This window comes from Leclercia sp. 29361 (genome assembly GCF_011290365.1).
Taxonomy (GTDB): Bacteria; Pseudomonadota; Gammaproteobacteria; order Enterobacterales; family Enterobacteriaceae; genus Enterobacter; species Enterobacter tamurae.
Genome location: NZ_CP049786.1, coordinates 1,102,017 through 1,124,135 on the forward strand (window position 1 = coordinate 1,102,017; position 22,119 = coordinate 1,124,135).

Consider the following 22,119-nt stretch of genomic DNA (forward strand, 5'->3'; position numbering starts at 1 on the left):
CTGCATGTATTCATCGTATGCCTTGTCCGATGCCGCAGGTATAAATGTGCTTGATATCATTAGATTATCGGATGAGGTCCGTTCCCCAAATGAACCCTTCCGATACACCGTGACGGTGCTTGAGTTTAAGGATGGCGAATCAGAACCGGTTAATAAGCAGGTTCTGGATATATCGATGCGCTTTATGAAACCTGCAAACGGTGTTCAGGCCGATGCTCGTTCACTGGCCAGATTTATCTATCCTCCACGTGATAAAGGAAAGGTAATGTTATCTGACTGGTATCAGCTTTGGTTCTATACGCCTGAACTGCGTCGCCCTATACCAATATCCCGTACACAACGGCTAATGGGGCAAATATCTAATGGTGACGTTATAGTGACTAATTTTGAATATGCTTATAATTCGACGCTAGTAGGTGAAGAACCGTGCGGGGACAAAATCTGTTACAGGCTATCGTTGGTTCGTAAATTCGATGAAGTGACATACCCAAAAGTAATCTATTTGGTTGAGAAGGATGGAGAGTATCGGCCTTATAAAGCGTCGTATTACTCACTGGATGATAAATTACTCAAGACTGTCTTGTATCAAAACTACCAGTTAGTGTTAGGTAAGTCTCGGCCAACGGAAATAGTCGTGCAGAATGCACGGCATAATAAAGGTTATTCGGTAATGAAATACAGTGATGTGCGACTTGAATCTTTACCTGAATTTCACTTTACCAAAGAATCAATCCAGAGAGGCATAAAGTGAGATTGCCTGCACTATTTTGGGGGATGTCAGCCTCATTAATAACAACAGGTGTACAGGCCGACTGTATTTCTGGCGATGATCTTAAAGGCAACGCTGATGTTGTTCTTACAGCGCAAGCCTCGTATGTAAACAAGAAGAGCTCAGTATGGCGGATCAAAGGCAGTAATCCCTATACTGCAGATAACGTTTACAATGATATCAGCCTGAAGCTTAGCAGCGCATGTGCTCTGATTAAGGATGCCCTGGATCTGGATTTTTCATTTTATGCTCTGGGTTATTACCCCTCACTTAGCGTGGGGGCGTTTGAGAAAGACACTAATCGTTCAAAGCTTCTCATTGATCAGCTTCGGTTGACATACGCTTTTTCTGATAGCGTACGAATTGAAGGGGGGAAACTCAGCACGCCACAAGGCACGTTTTTTTTAAGATCGCCTGCAACGCTTCTAACCACATTTTATGCTGCGTTTAAGCCTACCCGGCTTTATGACACGGGCATGAAGTCGGTTTACAATGAGTCAATCTGGGGAGGGCGTTTATCAAAAGAGTTCCGTCACTATGCCCTTAGTCTCACTGTAGCACCTAAGCTTGCAAGTATAAAAAAATACTATGAATCATCCAGCAACTGGTCTGCGAATGAGCGATCTAACAGTTCAGAACGCTATCTGTTGAGCTATACCGATTACCGATTCAAAAATCATACGCCTTCTGTAAACCTCCTGCTGGGTGATTCCCCCTCGATTGCGATAGCGAACAGTTACACTGCTACGTCGCAATTTATACTTAATGCTGAAGTCGCATTGCACACTGCCCAGCAGTGGCGACATTTTTCTGGCAAAAAAAGCGCTCAAGTTCAGGACTGGCAGTTTCCTTCATCGCTCTACTCCATAGAAAATAAAAGAGGCCTGGAGTTTGAAATAGGCGGGCAATATACAACGGACCGGCTGAGCGTCTTCGGTCTCGAGTACTATTTACAAAGCGAAGGTTATTCTAAATCTCAATGGCGTGAGCAAACTGAATTCATCCGCTATCTGAACAATAATACCGGTTATGCGTTAATTGATAGAGCTTTTGATAATTATAAGTATTTAATGGGATCGGAAATCAGCAATACATCAAACAAAGGAATGTTACAAGGCAAGCACTATGTTAATGCGTATGCCAGTTTTCGAAACGACGATCGCTCTACGCTTCAACCTTATCTGGTTATGAACATCGTGGATCAAAGTGCTCTAATCGGTACCCACTATGTTAAACCCCTGACGGGTATGGACGATAAAGCTGAAGTCTATACCGGGTTGTATAGCGCCCTTGGCAGCCAGACTTCTGAATTTGCGCTTTTTGGCGAAACTATCGGCGTTTATGCAGGCTTTAAATACCATTTATAAGGATATTTTTATGGTAATACATGATTCAACACAACCGCTGGTTCTTCTCTTTGCCGGCCAGGGCAACCCCGTTATTGGTATGGGTGCCGATGTCTGGGATCTGAACACAACGACAAAACATATCTGGGATTGTGCCAGCGATATCACAGGGATGGATATTCGGCGTTTATGCCAGAAAGGCCCAATGAATCGTCTGGTGCAGACCACCGTTCAACAGATTGCCGTTACGGCAATTAATGTTACTTTACACAGTCTTTGCGCTGAAAAAATTGAAAATGCCACAACAGTGGCGTCCTGTGGGCACAGTGTAGGTGAATACAGCGCTCTCTATGCTGCGGGTGCGATGACCCTGGAAACATTGTTCAAAATGATCCACGCCCGGGCAGAGATTATGAACAATTTAAGTAAAGTTCATAAGGGGGCTATGCTGGCGGTAAAAGGGGTTGATTCCCGGACCATGAGAAACCTGATTTCATCTTCTGCACTACCGGTAGATATTAGCTGTGATAATAGCCCGCGGCAGCAGGTCATCGGCGGTACGATTTCTGATTTGAGTCAATTCTCCCGAGTGTTGCTGGATTCTGGCCTTGAGGCGGTAAAATTGGGCGTTAGCGGCGCCTGGCATACCCGTTTGATGACTGAAGGCGTTCAGCAGATGCGTGATTTCCTTCGTGGGGTCGACATTACACCTCCAGAATATGCGGTGCTAATGAATGTGACCGGGCAGGCAGAGTTCAGCCCGGAGCAAATCAAGGAAAATCTATCGCTACATTTGACCCATACCGTGCAATGGACAAAAACAATGTCGGCTTGTTTACAGCTATCCAGGCCAGTGACGTTTATGGAAATAAGCAATAAGCCCTACCTGGGGCAGATACTCAGTGATTTCTCTCAGTTTATGCCAGAAACAGTTGTTCATTGTAAGCAGCTTACCGGAATACAATGAGGCCATTATGATCCCTGATTATTTAACATTTATTCGTTTCCAGGATAAAAAGCTTATCCCTTTTCTGTACGCGGTTACTCTACTGTTACTTGCATTTTACTGGAAGAATATCGGCTATAACGTAACGCTGGAAGATGTATGGGGTATTAGTACTCTGTTGTCACTGATCCTGTTTAAGTCCCTCTATGAATTAAAACATTATTGGGCTTACAAATGTGGAATAAAGAATATTGATTTCTCATATTTTCATGGTAAATCAGCCTCACGCTATGAAATCCTTCTCTGGAATCCGGTTGTCATCAACGTTCTATGCTGGGGGGTATTCTACCTGGCAGTAAGCAGCTGCGTATTACTTCTCACACCTGTATACGCGATGCTAACGCTTGCAATCATGTCGCCACTGCTGATCTACCTGGTGTTTAGATTTGCCAGAGAAAGTTATGTTAAACAGATGAAGCATGCTGTCGCTAATAAGTTGAAATATCGAACATTACATCACTATGTTTGCTTTAATGTCTTCATTACTTTTCTGATCAGTGGCCTAATTGTCAGTCCATTACACATGCATGATGATTTCTCGTTATCAGAGGGCTACTTTTCAGCTCGTTTGATGGTGGCGATGCTGATCCTCTGCGCCATCGTGCTGGTTATGAACCTGTTGTTCGCGCTGCCCTCCAGACGTTACCAGTTTATGGGCCGACTATTCCTGAAAGAGTTCGATTTCAGTTTATCCCAGACAATGCCAGCCCCTACGCTGTATGAGAAACCCTTATGGATCAGGTTATTTCTACTGCTGATTGTCGAGTCCGTGTGGATAGTGATAGTGGGTATAATTTTAACGCTAGCAGGCTGGACCATAACTTTCGTTATCTATTTCTTACTGTGCATACTGCCTGCAGCAAGCTATTTTTATCTGCACGTATATTGGCTCTGGCACAATGATTTCATGACGTCCTGTGACATGTTCTTGCGCTGCGACGGTATCGAGAAGAAGGGGGCCCATTGGTAAGTAATTAATTCTCCACCACTGCCACTTCGCCTACTCCCGCAACGTGGTGAGCAACTGCGTAGCGGGAGCTCACTACTTATCGCTATCGTTTAAATTTCAGCTGGTTTTGTAACCTGTAAAGGATTTTTCGAATACCTGTTACGCTATTAAACAGGATTGATCACTGACTAAGAGGAAGGGAGAAACATTGGTGAAATGAGAGGGTGGCCAGTCCAAATTCAACTGGCCAGATACTATTATTTGTTCAGTGCGTAGGAGACTTGTCCCCAATCGGTCGCTGCGTTATAAACAAAGTCTGACCAAATACCAGATGTTGTATAGTTCAGGGAGTTGCAGCTGTTTTGAATAACACTGAAGATGCTTTCTGGGTTGCTGCTGGCAGAGTTAATACCGATGTTAATAGCTGTCTGAACGGTGTTCAATGCCACCGCAGCGGCGGTTTCAACCCCCACTTTTACCAGACCAAGCGCAGACTGTACGGTATAGCTAACCAGTGCACAAGGAACATCCAGAATACCTGCACCTGAAACTGCTTCCATTTCGTTTAGATTTAATTCTTTCATTTTTTTATTTCCATGTTAATGAATAGGTGAGGGCGAGCAAATTTGCTCACCTTTGGCCATGATAGCAGTAGTGTTAAAAGAGATAATACTGAATATTTTTTAAGGTAACTTAATTTTATGGCTTATAAATAAGCTGAAGCATGGAGGTCAATTCATAACATATAAATTCATTATGTGAAGTTTGTTTAGATAAATTAAGATTTAGCTATTTTTTCATGAATGATGATTTCTTCATTTTGCTTTTGCCGGGCAAAAAAAAACACTCCACAACCTGACGTTGTGAAGTGTTTGAAAAGTGAAGCATGCTTCACTTGAGATTTACGCTGTAGTGAAAGTTATCTCAATCGCATGGCGCGATGATGATACTCACCAGACGTAAGTCAGCAGATTATGTGAATCCGGCACCATAAAGTCGACGGACATCATCACCGACAGAGACGTGATAGCGACAATCGAGAACACAAACAGTTTGCGTGCCCAGACTTTGTCGTCTTCCACTTTATAACCCCGCAGTGCCATACCGAGCCACCAGACGCTCACCGCCGCAGCAACCACCAGATATTTGTACCCAGCGTAACCGCCCAGTGAGAGCATCAGCGTAGCAACCGCAAAGGCAATGATGTAGAGCGTGATATGGTTCTTGGCAACGGAAATGCCTTTCACCACCGGCAGTACCGGAATGTTCGCTGCCTGATAATCCTTAAAGCGGAAAATCGCAATGGCGTAGGAGTGCGGCATCTGCCACAGGCTAAAGATAGCCAGCAGGATCAGCGCACCGCTGTCGAACTCGTTGGTGACCGCGCAGTAGCCAATCACCGGCGGCGCAGCGCCGGAGAGTGAACCAATCAGCGTACCGTAGACGGAGTGACGTTTCATATACAGGCTGTAGACGCCCACATACACCACGAAACCCATCACCCCCAGCCAGCAGGCCAGAGGGTTGGCGCCGAACCACAGCAGCATAAAGCCAGCAATACCCAGCAAGGTGGCGTACACCAGCGAGACGGCAGGGGACATCAGGCCTTTTACCAGCACCCGATTTTTTGTCCTTTCCATCTTCCTGTCGATATCCCTGTCGATGTAGTTGTTAAATACACAACCGGACGCAACAACCAGTGACACCCCAACCAGCGTGTAGATAAAGAGGGTGTAATCGATGCTGCCTTTCGAGGCCAGCAAGAACCCTCCGATCACCGAGATCAGGTTGCCAAAGATGATGCCAGGTTTTGTGACTTGCAGGTATTGCTTAAACATACTCGCCGCTCTTAGTGAACCATCATGTTGTAGTTGAGGTTCCACATAATCCAGATGGAGCCGACTACCAGGATTGCGATGATAATCACGGTAAAGATAAATGCCGTCAGGTTCCAGCCTTCATCGGATTTAGTGTTCATGTGCAGGAAGCAAACCAGATGCACCAGAATCTGAATCACCGCCGTCACCAGGATTGCACCCAGGATAACCGGCTTAGACGCACTACCGTTCATCACCATCCAGAACGGAATCACCGTCAGGATGATCGACAGGATAAAACCTGTCATGTAGGTTTTTACGCTACCGTGGGAAGCGCCATGATCGTTTGAATGACTCATTACATCGCCCCCATCAGATAGACTACAGAGAACACACAGATCCACACCACATCCAGGAAGTGCCAGAACAGACTCAGGCACATGATACGGGTACGGTTAGTGCTGGTCAGGCCGCGACGGGATACCTGGAACATCAGAACCGCCATCCAGATCAGACCAGAGGTTACGTGCAGACCGTGGGTACCGACCAGCGCGAAGAACGCTGACAGGAAGCCGCTACGATCCGGACCGAAACCTTCGGCAATCAGGTGGTGGAATTCATAGATTTCCATCCCGATAAATCCAGCACCAAACAGCCAGGTCAACGCCAGCCAGGAGACAACCTGGCTCTTGTTGTTCTTGTACATGGCAATGGCAGCCATGCCGTAGGTGATGGAGCTGAATAACAGCAGTGCGGTTTCAACCAGTACGAACGGCAGCTCGAAAATGTCCTTACCGGTCGGGCCGCCCGCTGTGCCGTTCACCAGAACGGCATAGGTTGCGAACAGACAGCAGAACAGGATGCAGTCGCTCATCAGGTAGATCCAGAAGCCGAAAACTTTCATCGGCCCTGTATCGTGGTGCCCGTGTTCATGCGCATGGGCAGTCGCGTGGGTTAAAGTATCAGTTGCCATTTTTCAGCCCCGCTTTAGCAATCTCGTCGAAATGCTGTTTTTCCAGAATTTCAACTTCACGGACTGGTACGTAGTAGTCCACGTCCTCATCAAAGCTCTTCACAATCCAGCTGATCACGATGCCAGCAAAGCCGACGATCGCAAGCCACCAGATGTGCCAGATCATAGCGAAACCAAATACCGTAGCGAAGGCGGCGATAACCATGCCCGCTGCGCTGTTTTTCGGCATATGGATCTCTTCATAATGCGCTGGTTGCTTATACGCTTCGCCTTTTTCTTTCATTTCCCAGAATGCGTCACGCTCATGAATGTGCGGCACAACGGCAAAGTTATAGAACGGCGGAGGAGAAGAGGTTGCCCACTCCAGCGTACGGCCACCCCATGGGTCACCGGTCAGGTCACGGTTCTGATCGCGGTCGCGAATAGAGACGTAGAACATATACAGCTGGGACGCGATACCACAGGCAATCAGCGCTGCACCCACCGCTGCAACCATCAGCATTGGGTGGAACTGCGGATCGATCTGCTGGCTCAGACGACGGGTCATACCCATGAAGCCCAGCACGTACAGCGGCATAAATGCCACGAAGAAGCCGATGATCCAGAACCAGAACGCGCGTTTACCCCATTTTTCGTTCAGCGTGAAGCCGAACGCTTTTGGCCACCAGTAGGTTACGCCAGCGAAGCAGCCGAAGACGACGCCGCCGATGATAACGTTATGGAAGTGCGCAATCAGGAACAGGCTGTTGTGCAGTACAAAGTCAGCGCCCGGTACAGCCAGCAGTACGCCGGTCATCCCACCTACGGAGAAGGTGACGATGAAGCCGATGGTCCACAGCATGGCTGAGTGGAACTGGATACGGCCCTGGTACATGGTGAACAACCAGTTGAAGATCTTAACCCCGGTTGGGATCGCGATAATCATGGTGGTGATACCGAAGAAGGCGTTTACGTTTGCGCCTGCACCCATAGTGAAGAAGTGGTGCAGCCAGACGATGAACGACAGGACGGTAATACACACGGTTGCCCACACCAGCGAGGTGTAACCAAACAGACGCTTACGTGAGAAGGTCGCTGCGATTTCGGAGAACACACCGAAGACCGGCAGAACCAGGATGTACACTTCAGGGTGACCCCATGCCCAAATCAGGTTGATGTACATCATCATGTTGCCGCCCATATCATTGGTGAAGAAATGGGTGCCCAGATAGCGATCCAGGGTCAGCAGCGCGACGGTGACAGTCAGAATTGGGAATGACGCGATAATCAGGATGTTGGCGCACAGAGATGCCCAGGTAAATACTGGCATCTTGAACATCGTCATACCTGGTGCACGCATCTTCAGGATGGTCACGAAGAAGTTAATACCGGTCAGGGTAGTACCGACACCGGAGAGCTGTAGCGCCCAGATCCAGTAATCAACACCTACGCCAGGACTGTACTCAATTCCCGAAAGCGGTGGGTAAGCCAGCCAACCAGTCTGTGCGAATTCACCTACGCCCAGAGAGAGGTTAACCAGAATCACACCGACAACCGTGAACCAGAAGCTCAGGTTGTTCAGGAACGGATACGCAACGTCGCGCGCGCCGATTTGCAGCGGAACGACAACGTTCATCAGACCGATAACCAGCGGCATCGCCACGAAGAAGATCATAATCACGCCGTGCGCGGTAAAGATCTGGTCGTAGTGGTGCGGCGGCAGGAAGCCTGCTTCGCCAGCGGAGGCAAGCGCCTGCTGGCTACGCATCATGATTGCATCAGCAAAGCCACGAATTAACATGACGATACCGACGATGCAGTACATGATACCGAGTTTTTTGTGGTCAACCGAAGTCAGCCACTCATTCCACAGATAGCTCCACTTACCGAAGTAAGTGATTAAGCCAACTAAGGCTGCGCCACCAATGACAATGGCAGCAATCGTAACCATGATAATCGGCTCATGGTACGGCACTGCATCCAGTGTTAATTTTCCGAACATTTTCTTCCTCGGCCCCTTAGTGAGAGGTTTCCGCGTGGCTCATGTCCATGCCTTCCATCCCTTCGTGCGAGCTATGCTCACCTTCAGGTTGGGTCACGTCCATGCTCTTGCCGTGGTCCATAAATTTGCCAATAACGTCTTTGAACAAATTCGGTTTCACGTTAGAGAAGTACTCCACCTTGTTGTATTCGCTAGGTGTTGCCACTTTGTCGAACGTAGCCATGTCAGACATGGTGTTCGGAGACTGTTTCGCTTTAGCAACCCACTGGTCGAAAGCGGCACGGTCCGGAGTGGCAATGGCTTTGAACTTCATACCAGAGAAGCCCGGGCCACTGTAGCTGGCGGAGATACCATCATAGGTGCCTGCTTCATTCGCGATCAGGTGCAGGTTGGTCTGCATACCGGCCATCGCGTAAATCTGGCTGCCCAGACGCGGGATAAAGAAGGAGTTCATCACGGAGTTAGACGTTACTTTGAACTGCACCGGGACGTTCGCCGGGAAGGCGATTTCGTTTACGGTAGCAATGCCCTGTTCCGGGTAGATGAAGAACCATTTCCAGTCCATGGAGACGACTTCGATCGTAATCGGTTTCTCATCGTGAACAAGCGGTTTTGCAGGTTCGAGCGCGTGAGTGGTTTTCCATGTCAGTACGGCAAGGAACAGGATGATCAGAATCGGCACCGTCCAGACCACAGCTTCCACTTTATTGGAGTGTGACCAGTTAGGGCTATACTTCGCATCTTTGTTGCTCGCACGATACTTCCAGGCGAAACCAACAGCCATCAAGATGGCGGGAATCACGACGATCATCATCAGGCCGAAAGCCGTCAGAATGAGCGAACGTTGCTCCAGTCCAATCTGTCCTTTGGGGTCTAGCAGCGCAGAATCACAGCCACTGAGTAAAACAGTGCCTGCAAATAACGACAACCATCCCAAACATTTATTGTATTTCCTAAGTGTCATTTAACGACCTCAATTCCACGGGGACCTGGTGGCGTTTAAAGTGTGGGGGCATTTTACGGGAAGGTTACATTACTGTAAACATCATTAGACCTGTGTCAGGAACGTGTTACCGGGTTCTGCCAGGGAAGTCACAGATGTTGCAAATTATAGCCGTTTTTCAGACGCAAGCACCGCCAGATGGGCTTTATAACGAAACAGACTCTGTAGGGAGGGTAAAAAGGGCAATTGGTATAACCATTGCTAAAAAAACACAAATCATTAACAAATAATTATCAATAAAGAGACAACTAAAAAACGTAAAATTAATGTTTCGTTTGCTGAATCGGTTAACGAAAAATATCCTCTGTTCCTTGTTCCAATAATTTCCGAAATTCTAAGAGGCACGAAACAACAAATATTATTTTGCGGGAACGAATTTATTCGCCGTTATAATTTACCAGGGTGATTACAACGTAAAATAACCTTTTTTTATGGTTTTACACCTTTTGGCTCTCACGCATAGCCAGGTAGTCGAGGAGACCCCCTGTCAGGATCCCGGTCAGCGCCAGCAGCGCACCGATGTCCAGCAGCAGCAGGGCAAACGGAAGGGCGAGAGTGGTCGTGGCGTTAACGATCAGGACCACCAGCCACAGGGCCAGCATCACACATCCCGCCAGCAATATTCTTAATGCGAAGCGATAGGCCGACGGGAAATGCGTCCTGACCATAAAATGTTCTGTCTGCTGGGTATATTCCAGCGAGCGGCGACATATTAATAGCAGCAGCAATCCCGGAATGGCCGCAAAGACCGAGAAGAGATAAAACTCAGCCCACCCGTGCACTTCCACAAACCAGCCAGCGATAGGGCCGACATAGACCCGGCCCACGGCCGAGAGCGCAGAGAGCAGGGCAAACTGTGTCGCGGAGAAGGATTTGTTGCACAGGGTCATCAGCAGCGCGACAAACGCAGCCGTTCCCATCCCGCCGCACAGGTTTTCAAAGAACACCGCCGCCGCCATGCTGAGCATCTGTTTATCGGTAATCGAGAGCAGCCAGTAACCGGCGTTAGAAATCCCCTGCAAAATGCCGAAGATCAGCAGCGCGCGGAACAGGCTTAAGCGCTGCATCAGCACGCCGCCATACAGCGCGCCGATAATGGTGGCAATCAGCCCCAGCGTCTTATTTACCACCCCTACTTCGCCGGCATCGAAGCCCACGCCGCGGATCAAAAAGGTGGTGGTCAGGCTCATGGCAAACGCATCCCCGAGCTTATACAGCACAATCAGCAGCAGAATGAGCCAGGCATTGTTACGGCCAAAGAAGTCGCGCAGCGGTTCGGCAACCGCCTGTTCGAGGGAGCGAGGAACCGGGATAACATCGCTCGGTTCCGGGGCGAGGAAGGTGGCGATCATGCAGGGAATGAGCAGCGCGGCCATCAGCCAGTACATGCCCTGCCAGCCGAGGTAACGATCCGCCAGCCATAAGGCCAGCCCGCCGGAAACCAGCATTCCCAGACGGTAGCCCAGAACGCTTATCGCAGCCCCGGTGCCACGCTCTTCGGCAGAGAGAACGTCGGTTTTCCAGGCATCAAAAACGATATCCTGGGATGCTGAACAGAAGGCAATCACCACCGCCAGCGCAGCCATCCAGCGCAGCTGCGATCCAGGTTCGAGGAAGCCCATGGCGGCAATCGCCAGCATCAGCAATGCCTGGGTCATCAGCAACCAGCCACGACGCCTGCCGAGGAATGGCGGGGTGTAGCGGTCCATCATCGGCGACCACAAGAACTTAAAGACATAGGCCTGGCCCACCAACGAGAAGAAACCGATAGTTTTAAGATCGATATTCTCTACGGTCATCCACGCCTGTAGCGTGCCGGATGTCAGGGCAAGGGGTAAACCGGAGGCGAAACCGAGGATCAGCAGGATAGCTGATTTAGGTTGCTGGAAAATACGTAAGTATTGACTGGACATGAGCAGGCAAACTGACCCGACCGGAGGTCGGGTCAGCAGGCAGGATTAACGTGCGTTCTGCTTGATGAAGTCGTGAATGCTGGTGTCCTGCGCCATATCGGCGATGGTGTCGGTCAGCACGCTGTTGACGGCATTAGCGATATTCTTGTTGGTGGCCTGGAAGGCACCTTCAACAGAGTAGCTTGCGCGGTAGTTCTTGTTCATCTTATTGCCGTTCTTCGCGGTGGCGATGATGGCGATATCGGCTTTGGTCGCGATGTTGTAGCGCACATTGCCCTGAGAAACGTCAGCGTACAGGTTATTGACGATAATCTGCAGATCAACCGCACCGCTTGGGCCAACCATGTAACCGCGGGAAGTCATTTGTTTCTCTAGCACTTCCTGCAGCAGGAAGCGCAGATCGCGTGAAGCAGTGAGGGTCACCAGCTGGTTATCACGGGTCACTTTCGCCAGCGCCTGGTCTTTACGCTGATCCGCGCCGTTAATGCTCACGGTGACGCCCATCAGGCTTGGATCCTGCTGTGGCAGAGTGATCTTCGGAGAAACATCAATGGTGGTAGGCGGGGTTGCACAGCCGGCCAGCATAAACAGGGCGACCATAGGGAAAAGGAGTTTTTTTAACATGTTCAGGCTCTCAGCGAATCGTAAGCATATATAGAAAAAAATTGCCGCCATCATAACATCGCCAACGGCAAGGGGAAGTGGTCAACGCATGTAAATTCATCGCCTTGTCTGAAAACTGACCACCTGAAACGCTTTTCCGTTATTCGACCGACAAAACGACTCCCCCCTTATAGGACTTCATACGCTTGAATGAGAAAATCAGATGAAAGCTAAATTTTTGTTGTCTTCTTGTTATGCAAGCGGTAAAAGCGGCTAACATTTAAAGGGATGGGTGACATCTCAGCGTTGTCGGAGGAGTAATTTCATGATGATACGTGAACAGATTGAAGATAAGTTAAGGGCGGCGTTTGAACCTGTGTTCCTCGAAGTCGTCGACGAAAGCTATCGTCATAACGTACCGGCAGGCTCTGAGAGCCACTTCAAAGTGGTGCTGGTCAGCGATCGTTTCGCTGGTGAGCGTTTTCTCAATCGTCACCGTATGATTTACGGAACCCTGACGGAAGAGCTCTCAACCACGGTCCATGCGCTGGCATTACACACGTATACGATCAAAGAGTGGAAGGGACTGCAGGATACGATTTTCGCCTCGCCACCGTGCCGCGGGGCCGGGACGATCGCGTAATAAATCCTGTTTGCAACAGCGGGAGCTTTTCCAGTATGTTGCATAAAGATTACGTCAAAACGGCCTGCGGGCCGTTTTGTTTTGTCCGGGTTTTGAGCCGGTGGCGCGATTTTAAGGCCGAAAATAGCCTGAAATTGTGAAAAAAGCCGCAGCAACATGCGCCAACCGTTCTCGACTCACTAAAGTGATGCCGCTATAATGCCGCGTCTTAATATGAATGTCTTCGGGATGATTCTGGCGACAGGGAATGTGAATCTGCTAAGAGAGCATCCCGGTATTGCGAGGCAAATTCAGAGTTGACCGAGCACTGTGATTTTTTTGAGGTAACAAGATGCAAGTTTCAGTTGAAACCACTCAAGGCCTTGGCCGCCGTGTAACGATTACAATCGCTGCTGACAGCATCGAAAACGCTGTAAAAAGCGAGCTGGTCAACGTAGCAAAGAAAGTCCGTATTGACGGCTTCCGCAAGGGAAAAGTACCGATGAATGTCGTTGCTCAGCGTTATGGCGCTTCTGTTCGCCAGGACGTGCTGGGTGACCTGATGAGCCGCAACTTCGTTGACGCGATCATCAAAGAAAAAATCAACCCAGCCGGTTCCCCGACCTATGTTCCGGGCGAATACAAAATGGGCGAAGACTTCACCTACGCGGTAGAGTTCGAAGTTTACCCTGAAGTTGAGCTGAAGGGTCTGGACGCGATCGAAGTTGAAAAACCAGTCGTTGAAGTGACTGAAGCCGACGTTGACGGCATGCTGGACACCCTGCGTAAGCAGCAGGCGACCTGGAAAGACAAAGACGGCGCTGCTGATGCAGAAGACCGCGTCACCATCGACTTCTCCGGCTCAGTAGACGGCGAAGAGTTCGAAGGCGGCAAAGCCTCTGACTTCGTACTGGCAATGGGCCAGGGTCGTATGATCCCAGGCTTTGAAGACGGTATCAAAGGCCACAGCGCAGGCGAAGAGTTCACTATCGACGTGACCTTCCCGGAAGAGTACCACGCTGAAAACCTGAAAGGTAAAGCAGCGAAATTCGCGATTACCCTGAAGAAAGTTGAAGACCGCGAACTGCCAGAACTGACTGCAGATTTCATCAAACGTTTCGGCGTTGAAGATGGTTCTGTTGAAGGTCTGCGTGCAGAAGTGCGTAAAAACATGGAACGCGAGCTGAAAGGCGCCGTGCGTAACCGCGTTAAGTCTCAGGCGATCGACGGTCTGGTTAAAGCGAACGAAATCGAAATCCCTGCGGCCCTGATCGACAGCGAAATCGACGTTCTGCGTCGCCAGGCTGCACAGCGTTTCGGTGGCAACGAGAAACAAGCTCTGGAACTGCCACGTGAGCTGTTCGAAGAGCAGGCTAAACGCCGCGTTGTTGTTGGTCTGCTGCTGGGCGAAGTGATTCGTACCCACGAGCTGAAAGCTGACGAAGAGCGTGTTAAAGGCCTGATCGAAGAGATGGCTTCTGCCTATGAAGATCCGTCAGAAGTGGTTGCTTTCTACGGCAGCAACAAAGAGCTGATGGAAAACATGCGCAACGTGGCTCTGGAAGAGCAGGCTGTTGAAGCCGTTCTGGCCAAAGCGAAAGTGTCTGAAAAAGCCACTTCTTTCAACGAACTGATGAACCAACAGGCTTAATTCTGCCTGCTTCGTTTAAAGTTTGAGCAAAAAACCCGTTGCCTCCCGGCGGCGGGTTTTTTTTATCACGGTTATAAATCCCAAAGCGTGATAAAACGCCTTTTCAGTGTTAGCGTTAAAACAAAAGATTGTTATGCTTGAAATAGGGCTGAGCCGCCCCCATTAGTGGGGAAGCAGTATTAAAGAGACTGGCTGATAATCCGTCCACAAGGTTACAATCAGTACAGCAGGTATTTTCATTTTTTATCCAGGAGACGGAAATGTCATACAGTGGCGAACGAGATAACTTTGCACCCCATATGGCGCTGGTGCCAATGGTTATTGAACAAACCTCTCGAGGTGAACGTTCTTTTGATATCTACTCCCGTCTGCTTAAAGAACGCGTTATCTTCATGACCGGCCAGGTGGAAGACCACATGGCGAACCTGATCGTAGCGCAGATGCTGTTTCTGGAAGCGGAAAACCCGGAAAAAGACATTTACCTGTACATCAACTCCCCAGGTGGCGTGATCACTGCCGGGATGTCCATTTACGATACCATGCAGTTCATCAAGCCTGATGTAAGCACCATTTGTATGGGCCAGGCAGCATCGATGGGCGCATTCCTGCTGACCGCAGGGGCGAAAGGTAAGCGTTTCTGCCTGCCGAACTCGCGCGTAATGATTCACCAGCCGCTGGGCGGGTACCAGGGCCAGGCAACAGACATTGAAATTCATGCCCGTGAAATCCTGAAGGTAAAAGGGCGCATGAATGAACTTATGGCTCATCATACGGGTCAATCATTAGAGCAGATCGAGCGTGATACCGAGCGCGATCGCTTCCTGTCCGCACCAGAGGCAGTAGAGTACGGCTTAGTCGACTCCATTTTGACCCACCGTAATTGATGCCCACGGCGCGGGTGTGCCGCTATACTATGGTAGGGCGGCATTTTGCTAATCAGCAGCCTGCGTCTGAGAATGGCATTTGCGTCGTCATGTGCGGCACAAAGAACTTAAAAAGAGGTTTTGACTCATGACAGATAAACGCAAAGATGGATCGGGCAAACTGCTTTATTGCTCTTTTTGCGGCAAAAGCCAGCATGAAGTGCGCAAACTGATTGCCGGGCCATCCGTGTATATCTGCGACGAATGTGTCGACTTATGTAACGACATCATCCGCGAAGAGATTAAAGAAGTCGCACCACACCGTGAGCGCAGCGCGTTACCTACGCCGCATGAAATCCGTCATCATCTTGATGACTACGTCATCGGCCAGGAACAGGCGAAGAAAGTGCTGGCAGTGGCGGTGTACAACCACTACAAACGTCTGCGTAACGGGGATAACAGCAACGGCGTTGAGCTGGGCAAAAGTAACATTTTGCTGATCGGCCCAACCGGTTCCGGTAAAACTCTGCTGGCAGAAACCCTGGCGCGTCTGCTGGATGTTCCGTTTACCATGGCGGATGCCACCACCCTGACCGAAGCCGGTTATGTGGGTGAGGATGTGGAAAACATCATCCAGAAACTGCTGCAGAAGTGCGATTACGACGTTCAGAAAGCCCAGCGCGGTATCGTGTATATCGATGAGATCGACAAAATCTCGCGTAAATCCGATAACCCGTCGATCACCCGTGACGTGTCCGGTGAAGGCGTGCAGCAGGCATTGCTGAAACTTATCGAAGGGACGGTTGCCGCTGTTCCACCTCAGGGCGGTCGTAAGCATCCTCAGCAGGAGTTCCTGCAGGTTGATACGTCCAAGATCCTGTTTATCTGTGGCGGTGCGTTTGCTGGCCTGGATAAAGTCATTGCTAACCGCGTTGAAACCGGCTCGGGTATTGGCTTTGGCGCGACGGTGAAGGCGAAGTCTGAAAAAGCGAAAGAGGGCGAACTGCTGACCCAGGTTGAGCCAGAAGATCTGATCAAGTTTGGTCTGATCCCTGAGTTCATTGGTCGTCTGCCGGTTGTCGCCACCCTGACAGAACTGAGTGAAGACGCGCTGATTCAGATCCTGAAAGAGCCGAAAAATGCCCTGACCAAGCAGTACCAGGCGTTGTTCAATCTGGAAGGCGTTGAGCTGGAGTTCCGCGATGAAGCGCTGGATGCGATTGCTAAAAAAGCAATGGCACGTAAAACCGGTGCACGTGGTCTGCGTTCAATCGTTGAAGCTGCCCTGCTCGATACCATGTACGATCTTCCTTCAATGGAAGAGGTCGAAAAAGTGGTTATCGACGAGTCCGTCATTGCTGGTCAAAGCAAGCCGCTGCTGATTTACGGCACGCCGGAAGCCCAGCAGGCCTCTGGCGAATAATTCGCCAGAGCATACAAGCAGTTAATCAAAAAGGGGGGATTTAATCCCCCCTTTTATTTTTCCGTAAACATGGCGTTGAATGTGTGGGAATCATCCCCATATACTGGATTACATGTTAATGGTTGCATGAAGCACAGTCCTGCAACCTGATTACCTGGCGGACACTAAACTAAGAGAGAGCTCTATGAATCCTGAGCGTTCTGAACGCATTGAAATCCCCGTATTGCCGTTGCGCGATGTGGTGGTTTATCCGCACATGGTCATACCCTTATTTGTAGGGCGGGAAAAATCTATCCGTTGCCTTGAAGCCGCCATGGATCATGATAAAAAAATCATGCTGGTTGCGCAGAAAGAAGCATCAACGGATGAGCCGGGTGTAAACGATCTTTTCACCGTCGGGACCGTGGCCTCTATTTTACAAATGCTGAAGCTGCCTGATGGCACCGTGAAGGTGCTGGTCGAGGGGCTGCAGCGTGCGCGTATTACCACGCTATCTGATGATGGCGAACACTTCGCAGCAAAAGCCGAATACCTGGACTCGCCTCAGCTTGACGAGCGTGAGCAGGAGGTGCTGGTTCGCACCGCGATCAGTCAGTTTGAAGGCTATATCAAGCTGAACAAAAAAATCCCACCAGAAGTGCTGACGTCGCTGAACAGCATCGACGATCCTGCACGTCTGGCTGACACCATCGCTGCGCACATGCCGCTGAAGCTGGCTGACAAACAGTCCGTGCTGGAGATGTCCGACGTTAACGAACGTCTGGAATATCTGATGGCGATGATGGAGTCTGAAATCGATCTGCTGCAGGTTGAGAAACGCATTCGCAACCGCGTGAAAAAGCAGATGGAGAAATCTCAGCGTGAGTACTACCTGAATGAGCAAATGAAAGCCATCCAGAAAGAGCTCGGTGAGATGGACGACGCGCCGGACGAAAACGAAGCGCTGAAGCGCAAGATCGACGCGGCGAAAATGCCAAAAGAGGCAAAAGAGAAGGCCGAAGCAGAACTGCAGAAGCTGAAAATGATGTCTCCGATGTCGGCGGAAGCGACGGTGGTTCGCGGCTATATCGAGTGGATGGTTCAGGTTCCCTGGAATGCCCGCAGCAAGGTCAAAAAAGACCTGCGTCAGGCCCAGGAGATCCTGGATACCGACCACTACGGCCTGGAACGCGTCAAAGACCGCATCCTTGAGTATCTCGCGGTTCAGAGCCGTGTTAATAAGCTCAAGGGCCCAATTCTGTGCCTGGTCGGGCCGCCGGGGGTGGGTAAGACCTCTCTGGGCCAGTCCATTGCCAAAGCGACCGGACGTAAGTACATCCGTATGGCGCTGGGCGGCGTGCGTGACGAAGCGGAAATCCGCGGTCACCGTCGAACCTATATCGGTTCCATGCCGGGCAAATTGATCCAGAAAATGGCAAAAGTAGGGGTTAAAAACCCACTGTTCCTGCTGGATGAGATCGACAAAATGTCGTCCGACATGCGTGGCGATCCGGCTTCAGCCCTGCTTGAAGTGCTGGATCCAGAGCAGAACGTGGCGTTCAGCGATCACTACCTGGAAGTGGACTACGACCTCAGCGATGTGATGTTCGTGGCTACCTCCAACTCCATGAACATCCCGGCCCCGCTGCTGGATCGTATGGAAGTGATCCGTCTTTCTGGCTACACCGAAGACGAAAAACTGAACATTGCCCGTCGTCACCTGCTGTCGAAGCAGATTGAACGTAACGCACTGAAAGAGAGCGAATTGACCGTTGATGACAGTGCGATCATCGGCATTATTCGTTACTACACCCGTGAAGCGGGCGTGCGTAGCCTGGAGCGCGAAATCTCCAAGCTGTGTCGTAAGGCGGTGAAACAGCTGCTGCTCGACAAGACGCTGAAGCACATTGAAATTAATGGCGACAATCTGCACGAATATCTCGGGGTTCAGCGTTACGACTATGGCCGTGCGGACAGCGAAAACCGCGTCGGTCAGGTAACTGGTCTGGCGTGGACGGAAGTGGGTGGCGATCTGCTGACCATTGAAACCGCCTGCGTACCGGGTAAAGGTAAGCTGACCTACACCGGCTCGCTGGGTGAAGTGATGCAGGAGTCCATTCAGGCTGCGCTGACCGTGGTGCGCGCGCGTGCGGAAAAACTGGGTATCAATCCGGACTTTTACGAAAAACGCGACATTCACGTTCACGTGCCGGAAGGGGCAACGCCGAAAGATGGTCCAAGCGCGGGTATCGCGATGTGTAGCGCCCTGGTCTCCTGCCTGACCGGCAACCCGGTGCGTGCTGATGTGGCGATGACCGGTGAAATCACCCTGCGTGGCCAGGTTCTGCCGATTGGCGGTTTGAAAGAAAAACTGCTGGCTGCACACCGTGGCGGCATTAAAACGGTCCTCATCCCGTATGAGAACAAGCGCGATCTGGAAGAGATTCCGGATAACGTTATCGCCGATCTGGATATTCATCCGGTGAAACGAATTGAGGAAGTTCTGACCCTTGCACTGCAGAATGAGCCTTACGGAATGCAGGTTGTGACCGCAAAATAGTGACCTCGCGCAAAGAGCGTCAATAAAAACAAGGCTGGTGAGCGATTTCGGGCTTGCCAGCCTTTTTTTGTATAGCTAATTTAGATTGCTGATTGGGCCAGCCATCAACAACGGGTGTTGTAAGGTCATGGCAGGCCTGATATAACTGCTGCGCGGTCGCGTTGTGAAGGATTCAGACGCGATATAAATTATAAAGAGAGGAAGAGAAGAGTGAATAAATCTCAACTGATTGACAAAATTGCTGCGGGTGCTGACATCTCCAAAGCTGCGGCTGGACGTGCGTTAGATGCTTTGATTGCTTCTGTTACCGAATCTCTGCAGGCTGGGGACGACGTGGCGCTGGTAGGTTTTGGTACTTTTGCTGTTAAAGAGCGTGCTGCCCGTACTGGCCGCAACCCTCAGACCGGTAAAGAGATCACCATCGCTGCTGCTAAAGTTCCGGGCTTCCGCGCCGGCAAAGCGCTGAAAGACGCAGTAAACTGATCGCTTTCTTACTTCAGGGAAGTTGAAAAGTACAAGGGCGCATCATTTGATGTGCCTTTTTTGTTTGTCCAGGCCTGATTTATGTGAGTTTATGCGAGTTGTGGGCTGACAATCGCCCCGGTTTCTTGTCACAATACGTCTTTATGCGCTGCGGTCAGGATTTCCGCCAGCGTCAGGTCACCAGTCACCTACAGCGGAGTGTGGTTACACCATGATGGACAGCTTACGCACGGCTGCTAACAGTCTCGTGCTCAAGATTATTTTCGGTATCATTATCGTGTCGTTCATTTTGACCGGCGTGAGCGGATACCTGATTGGCGGTAGTGCAAACTACGCCGCAAAAGTGAACGACCAGGAAATCAGCCGTGGGCAGTTTGAAAATGCATTTGCCGGTGAACGTAACCGCATGCAGCAACAGCTGGGCGAACAGTTCTCTGAACTGGCGGCGAATGAAGGGTACATGAAAAACCTGCGTCAGCAGACGCTGAACCGTCTTATCGACGAAGCGCTGCTGGATCAGTACGCCCGTGAGATCGGTCTGAGCATCAGCGACGATCAGGTCAAGAAAGCCATTTTCTCCACCCCGGCTTTCCAGAATGACGGCAAATTCGATAACACCCGCTATAACGCGATCGTGAATCAGATGGGGATGACGCCGGATCAATATGCTCAGGCGCTGCGTAACCAGCTGACCACTCAGCAGCTGATCAACGCCGTAGTGGGCACCGACTTCATGCTCAAAGGCGAAGCGGATGAACTAGCAACGCTGGTTTCTCAGCAGCGCGTCGTGCGCGAAGCCACCTTCGACGTTAACGCCCTGGCTGCTAAACAGCAGGCGAGCGACGAAGAGGTGAAAAGCTACTACGAGCAGAACAAAAATAACTTCACCGCCCCGGAGCAGTTCCGCGTGAGCTACATCAAGCTGGATGCAGCGGCGATGCAGGAAAACGCTTCCGATGCCGAGATCCAGACTTACTACGATCAGCATCAGGATCAGTTCACTCAGCCACAGCGTAACCGTTTCAGCGTCATTCAGACCAAAACTGAAGCCGACGCCAAAGCGGCGCTGGATGAGTTGAACAAGGGCACTGACTTCGCCACGGTCGCGAAAGCGAAATCCACCGACATCATCTCTGCCAAAAATGGCGGTGACATGGGCTGGCTGGAAGAGGGCACCACGCCGGACGAGCTGAAAAATGCCGGCCTGAAAGAGAAAGGTCAACTTTCTGGAGTGATCAAATCCTCTGTTGGTTTCCTGGTTGTGCGTCTGGATGATATCACCCCTGCGACCACCAAACCGCTGGCTGACGTCCGTGATGACATCGCGGCGAAAGTGAAGCAGGAGAAAGCGCTGGATGGCTTCTATGCGTTGCAGCAGAAGGTAAGCGACGCGGCCAGCAATGATAACGAATCACTGGCAGGCGCAGAGCAGGCAGCAGGTGCGAAAGCGGTCACTACCGGCTGGTTTGGTCGTGACAATCTGCCGGAAGAGCTGAACTTCAAACCGGTTGCGGATGCTATCTTCAACGGTGGTCTGGTGGGCGAAAACGGCACCCCGGGCAGCAACTCTGACATCATCACCGTCGACGGCGACCGCGCCTTTGTTCTGCGCGTGGCTGAGCACAAGCCAGAGTCGATCAAGCCGCTGGACGAGGTGAAAGATCAGATCGCTGCGCTGGTGAAACATAATAAAGCCGTGCAACAGGCGAAGCTGGATGCTGAGAAGCTGCTGGCTGAGCTGAAAGCGGGTAAAGGTGACGAGGCGCTGAAAGCGGCTGGCCTGAGCTTTGGTGAGGCCAGGACCCTGAGCCGTACTGGTCAGGATCCGATCAGCCAGGCGGCATTTGGTCTGAGCCTGCCGGCAAAAGACAAGCCGAGCTTCGGTATCGCCAACGATATGCAGGGCAACGTGGTGGTTCTGGCGCTGGACGAAGTGAAAGCGGGCACCATGCCAGAAGCGCAGAAGCAAGCGATGGTTCAGGGAATCACCCAGAACAATGCGCAAATTGCCTTCGAAGCCCTGATGAGCAACCTGCGTAAAGAAGCCAAAATTAAGCTGGGCGATATCATGACCCAGCAGTAATTACGGCGCTGCTCGCAAATCTGAGCAACGTACTGCAACACCAAAAGGCCGCTTTCGCGGCCTTTTCCATTTCTGCAATCTGCTGTTTGTTCCGG

19 protein-coding genes are annotated in these 22,119 nt (G+C 50.6%); 11 read left to right on the top strand and 8 right to left on the bottom strand.

Features of this window, described 5'->3' with window-relative positions; translation table 11 throughout:
* The first annotated feature begins 4 nt into the window (after positions 1-4).
* From G7090_RS05180 to G7090_RS05195, 4 genes are read left to right on the top strand one after another with little or no spacing between them, the layout of a single operon-like run.
* Positions 5-751: an outer membrane lipoprotein-sorting protein gene (locus G7090_RS05180; protein WP_242685376.1), complete on the top strand. Its 747-nt coding sequence runs from the start codon at positions 5-7 to the stop codon at positions 749-751.
* A gap of 23 nt (positions 752-774) precedes the next feature.
* Positions 775-2,136 carry a hypothetical protein gene (locus G7090_RS05185; RefSeq protein ID WP_166185092.1) on the top strand — a complete coding sequence of 454 codons (1,362 nt, stop codon included), beginning with the start codon at positions 775-777 and terminating at the stop codon, positions 2,134-2,136.
* 10 nt (positions 2,137-2,146) lie between these two features.
* A complete protein-coding gene (locus G7090_RS05190) occupies positions 2,147-3,082 on the top strand; it encodes an ACP S-malonyltransferase (RefSeq protein WP_166181725.1) in 936 nt (311 codons plus the stop codon).
* A gap of 7 nt (positions 3,083-3,089) precedes the next feature.
* Positions 3,090-4,091: a hypothetical protein gene (locus tag G7090_RS05195; RefSeq protein WP_166181726.1), complete on the top strand. Its 1,002-nt coding sequence runs from the start codon at positions 3,090-3,092 to the stop codon at positions 4,089-4,091.
* A gap of 236 nt (positions 4,092-4,327) precedes the next feature.
* On the opposite strand, the gene G7090_RS05200 is transcribed toward G7090_RS05195, so the two are convergent.
* The 8 genes from G7090_RS05200 to G7090_RS05235 form a co-directional block, all read right to left on the bottom strand.
* Entirely contained in the window at positions 4,328-4,654 is a 327-nt protein-coding gene (locus tag G7090_RS05200; RefSeq protein ID WP_166181727.1) for a hypothetical protein, read from the bottom strand.
* A gap of 366 nt (positions 4,655-5,020) precedes the next feature.
* Positions 5,021-5,908: a heme o synthase gene (gene cyoE, locus G7090_RS05205; RefSeq protein ID WP_106992138.1), complete on the bottom strand. Its 888-nt coding sequence runs from the start codon at positions 5,906-5,908 to the stop codon at positions 5,021-5,023.
* Positions 5,909-5,919: 11 nt separating this feature from the next.
* Positions 5,920-6,246 carry a cytochrome o ubiquinol oxidase subunit IV gene (locus G7090_RS05210; RefSeq protein WP_106992139.1) on the bottom strand — a complete coding sequence of 109 codons (327 nt, stop codon included), beginning with the start codon at positions 6,244-6,246 and terminating at the stop codon, positions 5,920-5,922.
* Complete coding sequence (locus G7090_RS05215) at positions 6,246-6,860, bottom strand: cytochrome o ubiquinol oxidase subunit III (RefSeq protein WP_032616828.1); 615 nt, start codon at positions 6,858-6,860, stop codon at positions 6,246-6,248. The genes G7090_RS05210 and G7090_RS05215 overlap by 1 nt, the downstream gene beginning before the upstream one ends.
* Positions 6,850-8,841, bottom strand: coding sequence for a cytochrome o ubiquinol oxidase subunit I (gene cyoB, locus G7090_RS05220; protein ID WP_166181728.1), 1,992 nt, complete (start codon positions 8,839-8,841; stop codon positions 6,850-6,852). Before cyoB ends, G7090_RS05215 begins: the two co-directional genes overlap by 11 nt.
* A gap of 16 nt (positions 8,842-8,857) precedes the next feature.
* Positions 8,858-9,805 carry a cytochrome o ubiquinol oxidase subunit II gene (gene cyoA / locus G7090_RS05225; RefSeq protein ID WP_106992141.1) on the bottom strand — a complete coding sequence of 316 codons (948 nt, stop codon included), beginning with the start codon at positions 9,803-9,805 and terminating at the stop codon, positions 8,858-8,860.
* 476 nt (positions 9,806-10,281) lie between these two features.
* The gene (ampG, locus tag G7090_RS05230; RefSeq protein ID WP_166181729.1) at positions 10,282-11,757 is read right to left on the bottom strand and encodes a muropeptide MFS transporter AmpG; all 1,476 of its coding nucleotides are present in this window, start codon (positions 11,755-11,757) and stop codon (positions 10,282-10,284) included.
* A gap of 45 nt (positions 11,758-11,802) precedes the next feature.
* A complete protein-coding gene (locus tag G7090_RS05235; protein WP_106992143.1) occupies positions 11,803-12,381 on the bottom strand; it encodes a lipoprotein in 579 nt (192 codons plus the stop codon).
* A gap of 304 nt (positions 12,382-12,685) precedes the next feature.
* Here G7090_RS05235 and bolA point away from each other — a divergent pair, with 304 nt between their 5' ends.
* From bolA to ppiD, 7 genes are all read left to right on the top strand, one after another.
* On the top strand, positions 12,686-13,003 hold the full coding sequence (bolA, locus tag G7090_RS05240; protein WP_039032378.1) for a transcriptional regulator BolA: 318 nt from the start codon (positions 12,686-12,688) through the stop codon (positions 13,001-13,003).
* Between the two features lie 331 nt (positions 13,004-13,334).
* Positions 13,335-14,633 carry a trigger factor gene (gene tig / locus G7090_RS05245; RefSeq protein WP_106992144.1) on the top strand — a complete coding sequence of 433 codons (1,299 nt, stop codon included), beginning with the start codon at positions 13,335-13,337 and terminating at the stop codon, positions 14,631-14,633.
* 260 nt (positions 14,634-14,893) lie between these two features.
* A complete protein-coding gene (gene clpP / locus G7090_RS05250) occupies positions 14,894-15,517 on the top strand; it encodes an ATP-dependent Clp endopeptidase proteolytic subunit ClpP (protein ID WP_032616835.1) in 624 nt (207 codons plus the stop codon).
* 127 nt (positions 15,518-15,644) lie between these two features.
* Positions 15,645-16,919, top strand: a complete 1,275-nt coding sequence (clpX, locus tag G7090_RS05255) for an ATP-dependent protease ATP-binding subunit ClpX (RefSeq protein ID WP_032616836.1) — start codon at positions 15,645-15,647, stop codon at positions 16,917-16,919.
* 184 nt (positions 16,920-17,103) lie between these two features.
* Positions 17,104-19,458: an endopeptidase La gene (gene lon, locus G7090_RS05260; protein WP_106992145.1), complete on the top strand. Its 2,355-nt coding sequence runs from the start codon at positions 17,104-17,106 to the stop codon at positions 19,456-19,458.
* Positions 19,459-19,668: 210 nt separating this feature from the next.
* Complete coding sequence (gene hupB, locus G7090_RS05265) at positions 19,669-19,941, top strand: nucleoid-associated protein HU-beta (protein WP_002444653.1); 273 nt, start codon at positions 19,669-19,671, stop codon at positions 19,939-19,941.
* A gap of 211 nt (positions 19,942-20,152) precedes the next feature.
* The gene (gene ppiD / locus G7090_RS05270; protein ID WP_166181730.1) at positions 20,153-22,024 is read left to right on the top strand and encodes a peptidylprolyl isomerase; all 1,872 of its coding nucleotides are present in this window, start codon (positions 20,153-20,155) and stop codon (positions 22,022-22,024) included.
* Positions 22,025-22,119 lie beyond the last annotated feature (95 nt).

Excerpts from the sequence above, each read along its gene's own strand:
- G7090_RS05190 (WP_166181725.1), top strand. The coding sequence starts at position 2,147 with ATGGTAATACATGATTCAACACAACCGCTGGTTCTTCTCTTTGCCGGC.
- clpX (WP_032616836.1), top strand. The coding sequence starts at position 15,645 with ATGACAGATAAACGCAAAGATGGATCGGGCAAACTGCTTTATTGCTCT.
- G7090_RS05235 (WP_106992143.1), bottom strand. The coding sequence starts at position 12,381 with ATGTTAAAAAAACTCCTTTTCCCTATGGTCGCCCTGTTTATGCTGGCC.
- G7090_RS05210 (WP_106992139.1), bottom strand. The coding sequence starts at position 6,246 with ATGAGTCATTCAAACGATCATGGCGCTTCCCACGGTAGCGTAAAAACC.
- G7090_RS05195 (WP_166181726.1), top strand. The coding sequence starts at position 3,090 with ATGATCCCTGATTATTTAACATTTATTCGTTTCCAGGATAAAAAGCTT.
- G7090_RS05180 (WP_242685376.1), top strand. The coding sequence starts at position 5 with ATGTATTCATCGTATGCCTTGTCCGATGCCGCAGGTATAAATGTGCTT.
- tig (WP_106992144.1), top strand. The coding sequence starts at position 13,335 with ATGCAAGTTTCAGTTGAAACCACTCAAGGCCTTGGCCGCCGTGTAACG.
- ppiD (WP_166181730.1), top strand. The coding sequence starts at position 20,153 with ATGATGGACAGCTTACGCACGGCTGCTAACAGTCTCGTGCTCAAGATT.
- clpP (WP_032616835.1), top strand. The coding sequence starts at position 14,894 with ATGTCATACAGTGGCGAACGAGATAACTTTGCACCCCATATGGCGCTG.
- G7090_RS05215 (WP_032616828.1), bottom strand. The coding sequence starts at position 6,860 with ATGGCAACTGATACTTTAACCCACGCGACTGCCCATGCGCATGAACAC.
- G7090_RS05200 (WP_166181727.1), bottom strand. The coding sequence starts at position 4,654 with ATGAAAGAATTAAATCTAAACGAAATGGAAGCAGTTTCAGGTGCAGGT.
- cyoA (WP_106992141.1), bottom strand. The coding sequence starts at position 9,805 with ATGACACTTAGGAAATACAATAAATGTTTGGGATGGTTGTCGTTATTT.
- bolA (WP_039032378.1), top strand. The coding sequence starts at position 12,686 with ATGATGATACGTGAACAGATTGAAGATAAGTTAAGGGCGGCGTTTGAA.
- lon (WP_106992145.1), top strand. The coding sequence starts at position 17,104 with ATGAATCCTGAGCGTTCTGAACGCATTGAAATCCCCGTATTGCCGTTG.
- G7090_RS05185 (WP_166185092.1), top strand. The coding sequence starts at position 775 with ATGTCAGCCTCATTAATAACAACAGGTGTACAGGCCGACTGTATTTCT.
- ampG (WP_166181729.1), bottom strand. The coding sequence starts at position 11,757 with ATGTCCAGTCAATACTTACGTATTTTCCAGCAACCTAAATCAGCTATC.
- cyoB (WP_166181728.1), bottom strand. The coding sequence starts at position 8,841 with ATGTTCGGAAAATTAACACTGGATGCAGTGCCGTACCATGAGCCGATT.
- cyoE (WP_106992138.1), bottom strand. The coding sequence starts at position 5,908 with ATGTTTAAGCAATACCTGCAAGTCACAAAACCTGGCATCATCTTTGGC.